At 32.2% G+C, this 4,637-nt stretch carries 4 protein-coding genes and 1 pseudogene; 4 read left to right on the top strand and 1 reads right to left on the bottom strand.

Annotated features, from left to right (window positions below; genetic code table 11):
- From AB1Z17_RS06715 to rlmB, 3 genes and pseudogenes are all read left to right on the top strand, one after another.
- Positions 1-993: pseudogene (locus AB1Z17_RS06715) on the top strand (hypothetical protein); the annotation flags it as partial.
- 13 nt (positions 994-1,006) lie between these two features.
- The gene (locus tag AB1Z17_RS06710; protein ID WP_368051025.1) at positions 1,007-2,431 is read left to right on the top strand and encodes a RagB/SusD family nutrient uptake outer membrane protein; all 1,425 of its coding nucleotides are present in this window, start codon (positions 1,007-1,009) and stop codon (positions 2,429-2,431) included.
- 79 nt (positions 2,432-2,510) lie between these two features.
- On the top strand, positions 2,511-3,251 hold the full coding sequence (gene rlmB, locus AB1Z17_RS06705) for a 23S rRNA (guanosine(2251)-2'-O)-methyltransferase RlmB (RefSeq protein WP_368051024.1): 741 nt from the start codon (positions 2,511-2,513) through the stop codon (positions 3,249-3,251).
- Positions 3,252-3,459: 208 nt separating this feature from the next.
- On the opposite strand, the gene AB1Z17_RS06700 is transcribed toward rlmB, so the two are convergent.
- Positions 3,460-4,137, bottom strand: coding sequence for a rhomboid family intramembrane serine protease (locus tag AB1Z17_RS06700; RefSeq protein ID WP_368051023.1), 678 nt, complete (start codon positions 4,135-4,137; stop codon positions 3,460-3,462).
- Positions 4,138-4,278: 141 nt separating this feature from the next.
- Between AB1Z17_RS06700 and AB1Z17_RS06695 the strand changes: the two genes are divergently transcribed.
- On the top strand, positions 4,279-4,637 hold a 359-nt coding region (locus tag AB1Z17_RS06695), incomplete at its 3' end, for an AAA family ATPase (RefSeq protein WP_368051022.1).

Genomic DNA, 4,637 nt, shown 5'->3' with positions numbered 1-4,637 from the left:
GCAGATCCATTTTTAAAGTGGGAAAAAACTGCTTCATCTAACTTTGGAGCTGATATTAGATTCTTAGATGATAAAATTTCTTTAGGAGTTGATTATTATTCAAAAGAATCTGTAGATTTAATTTACGACAAACCTTTAGCTCCTTCAACAGGAAACTCTAGTATAAAAACAAATATTGGAGCGGTTAAAAATTATGGTTTGGAATTCTCAATTTCTTCTCGTAATATTCAAAAACAAGATTTTGAATGGACAACTAGCTTAAACTTCTCTTTTGATAAAAATGAAATTACAGAATTAACTCAAGACGGGTTTATCAGTGGAACAAAACGTTGGGAAGTTGGAAAATCTTTATATGAATTCTATATAAGAGAGTACGCAGGTGTTGACCCAGCTACTGGTAAAGCATTGTGGTATCAAGATGTTTTAGATGCTAATGACGAACCAACTGGAGAACAAATTACAACAGATGATTATGGCGATGCTTCAAGAAACTATATTGATAAATCTTCTTTACCTGATGTAATTGGTGGTTTAACTAACTATGTTAGAGTTGGAGATTTTGATTTAAATTTATTATTTAACTTTAGTTTTGGTTCTTATATTTACGATTCTACATATGCTGGATTAATGGGAGGATTTGAGTCAGTTAGATCTGCATCTCCAGATTTAGTTGATCGTTGGCAAAATCCTGGAGATATTACAAATATCCCAAGGTTAGAAGCTGCTCAAAACGATTATAACTCTACTTCTGATAGATTCTTATTTAAAAACAATTATGTAAGACTAAAAGCACTTAACTTCGGTTATAATTTACCAGAAAACTTAGTAAATAATATAGGTTTATCTAAGTTAAGAGTATTTTTCCAAGGGGACAACCTACTAACTTTAGCTAGTCATGAAGGTATTGACCCAGAGCAAAGTGTTGCTGGAACAACTGATAACAGATCTTTCAACCAAAGAATTATTTCATTTGGTTTAAATTTAGAATTTTAAAAAAACATAAATCATGAAAAAAATATTTATAAAATTTTCAATTGTATGTCTTATTGCATTAACTGCTGTTAGTTGTGGTAAAGACTACTTAAACGATCCTGTTCCAACAGATGCAGTTACATCTGATGTTATATTTGGATCAAGAACTGGAGCGGAGGCATTTATGTCGGGGATGCTTAGAATGTTAAGAGCACAATATACCAACAATGATTCTGCTGGATTAAACTCAATTTATTATGCACGTACTGTAAAAGGTAATGATATTATTCAAAGAGCGACTTGGTTTCTTTTTGATTATGAGAATGACAACAGAGAGCCAACATATAGAAGAACAAACTTTACTTGGGAATTTAGTTATGATGTAATTAACCAAGCAAATTCTTTTATTAATGGTGTTGCAGCAAGTGAATTATCTGATGTAGATAAAAAAGAATTAATTGCGCAAGGTAAAACATTAAGAGCTTTATTCTATTTTCAATTAGCAATGGAGTTCCAACATACCTATACGTATGACTCTTCATTACCAGCTCCTCCTATTTATACTGAGTTATCTTTAGAAGGAAAACCAATGAGTACGGTTCAAGAAATGTATGACCTTATACTTTCAGATTTAACAACTGCCGTAGCAGATTTACCTGACACCAGATTAGGAAAATCTTATATTAACAAAGCAGTTGCTAATGGGATTTTAGCGCGAGTATATCAAACTACTGGAAATTGGGGTGGAGCAGAAACTGCTGCAAGAGCTGCCTATGGTGGAAGTCCTGCTTCTGTATTAGATGCAGCATCGTACCAAAATGGGTTTAACGATTTAGGTAGTATAGAATGGATTTGGGGAAGCCCTCAAAGTGCTGATCAAAGTAACTATTACTGGGGTGCTCCGCATTCACATGCAGATCATTTTGTTTTATCTTACCAAGGTACTTTTATTAATAATGATTTTGTAGCGTTATTCTCAGGAACTGATGTAAGAAATATGTTTTCAACTGCTTATGGAGCTCCTGTAGATGACTACCGTCATTACATTACTACTAAATTTGCTTTTACATTTGATGCAGATCACCCTATATTAAGAACTGCTGAGATGATTTTAGTTGAAGCTGAAGCAAAATATCATAATGGTGACCCTACTGGAGCACATAATTTATTATGGGCATTGCAATCTAATAGAGATGCTAATGCGGTAAAATCTTCAAATACTGGAGCTGATTTATTAGAGGAAATTTTAGTAGAAAGAAGAAAAGAATTGTATGCTGAATTAGGTGTAGAATGGTTTGATGCTAAACGTTACAGAAGAGGTATTTCTAGAACAGGTAACCACCGAGTTGGTTCTACTGCTAATTTAATGCCAGATGATAAAAAATTCTTCTTGAAAATACCACAAGCAGAAATTGATGCTAATGAAAATATAGATGAAAGCGTAAATGCTAACAGATAATATTTTTAATTAAATATATTTAAAACCACCTCTTAGCGAGGTGGTTTTTTTATTCAAACAATATAGTTACATTTGCAGCATGGAAAACGAAGTTTCAAAAATATTTGGTCTTAGAGCTGTTATAGAAGCAATTAATTCAGGAAAAACGATTAGTAAAGTGTACCTCCAAAAAGGTTTAAGTGGACCTTTGTTTTCAGAATTAAATTCACTTATTAAAAAACACAATATCTCCAACAGTTATGTACCTATTGAAAAACTAAATAGGTTCTCTAAAAACAATAACCACCAAGGTGTTGCTGCACAAATATCTCCAATAGACTTTGTTGATTTGGAGAGTTTAATAGCTACAACATTAGAAAAAAACACAACACCTTTATTCCTATTACTCGATCAAATTTCTGATGTTCGTAATTTTGGTGCAATAATTAGAACTGCGGAATGTACGGGTGTAAATGGCATTATTATTCAAAAACAAGGAAATGCACCTATTAGTGCTGATACCATTAAAACATCAGCTGGAGCAGCTTTTAAAATGCCAATTTGTAAAGTTGACCATATAAAAGACGCTGTTTTTCAATTGCAAGCTGAAGAAATTCAAATAGTAGCTGCAACAGAGAAAACAGACAATTTAATTTATAGCATAGATTTAACAAAGCCTACAGCTATTATTATGGGTTCTGAAGATAGGGGTATCAATCCTTCAATTCTAAAAATTGTAGATCATAAAGCTAAACTACCATTATTGGGAGAAATTGAATCTTTAAATGTTTCTGTTGCCTGTGGCGCATTTTTATATGAAGCTACTAGACAGAGGCTTTAGGTTTAGTCGAAAGTTAGAAAGTATAAAGTCTTAAATTTACAAATATTTGGTTTAACGTCTTTGCGAGGGCGTTACAACCGAAGCAATCTGTTGGTTTGGAACTTAAAATAAAATTGTAGGTTTTATCCTTGAGATTGCCGCAGTCGTGTTTTCCATTGCATTTCAAACACTCCCTCGCAAAGACGGGAAAATTCGTAATTCACAATTCCTAATTAGTATTTGACTCTTCCTTAATAATAGGTTCTTCTGGAGGATTGTAATTTCCATCTTCATCAAACAGGTTCTCAAATTCCTCATTTTCTGTAAATTGAAATTTTTCGGGTTGTGGTCCCATTTTCCGAAAGAAATATGCGAAAATAAATCCAACTAAAAATCCAGCTAAATGTCCTTCCCAAGAAATTCTATCTTCTGTGGGGAAAATATACCAAACCATTCCTCCATACAAAAAAACCACAATTAAAGACAAGGCGGTAAGTCTGTAATATTTTCTAAATATTCCACTAAAGAAAATGAAACTAACTAATAAATATACTATTCCACTTGCTCCAATATGATATGAGGGACGTGCAAAAGACCAAGTCAGCAAACCAGAAAAAAACAACCCAAAAATAAGAACTTTAGTTGCAATTTTTTGATAAAAATAAAACAAACTCATTAACATAACCAATAAAGGAATTGAGTTATTAAATAAGTGTTTAGCACTACCATGTATAAATGGGGAAAAGAAAATACCTTTTAAACCACTCGCCTTTTGCGGATAAATGCCGTATTTATTTAAATTATACCCAAATTTAATTTCAATAAAATAAATAATCCAGAGCAAAAGAATTACAAAAACAGGAAATACCACCACACTCTTACTATATTTAAAATTTTGATGCTCCATAGATTGTTTGAAATAACAAATATAAGTCGAAAAATATTATTGAATGGTTGAATTGTTGAATACTATAATTATAAAACTTTTGACTCTCCAATTCTTAAAACTTTGTAACTTTGTAACTTTCTGACTTTCTAACTTCAAAAAATGAATGAACCTTTAGCCGAACGCATCCGACCTAAAACTTTAGATGACTATATTAGTCAGCAACATTTGGTTGGTAAAAAGGGTGCTTTAACGCAACATATAAAAAGAGGCATTATACCTTCATTAATTTTATGGGGACCACCAGGAATAGGGAAAACTACGTTAGCAAATATTATTGCTCAAGAATCTAAAAGACCATTTTACACGCTAAGTGCTATAAGTTCTGGAGTTAAAGATGTGAGAGATGTTATTGCCAAAGCAAAACAAAGCGGTGGATTGTTTACAGAAAAAAATCCTATTTTATTTATCGATGAAATACATAGGTTTAGTAAATCTCAGCAAGATTCATTATTAGGTGC

It is taken from the genome of Lutibacter sp. (genome assembly GCF_040883305.1).
GTDB lineage: Bacteria > Bacteroidota > Bacteroidia > Flavobacteriales > Flavobacteriaceae > Lutibacter.
Note: the sequence above shows the minus strand (reverse complement) of the source record. Positions and strands in the feature narration are given on the sequence as shown.

Bases quoted from the DNA above. Each gene is read 5' to 3' on its own strand.
- AB1Z17_RS06710 (WP_368051025.1), top strand. From the start codon at position 1,007: ATGAAAAAAATATTTATAAAATTTTCAATTGTATGTCTTATTGCATTA.
- rlmB (WP_368051024.1), top strand. From the start codon at position 2,511: ATGGAAAACGAAGTTTCAAAAATATTTGGTCTTAGAGCTGTTATAGAA.
- AB1Z17_RS06700 (WP_368051023.1), bottom strand. From the start codon at position 4,137: ATGGAGCATCAAAATTTTAAATATAGTAAGAGTGTGGTGGTATTTCCT.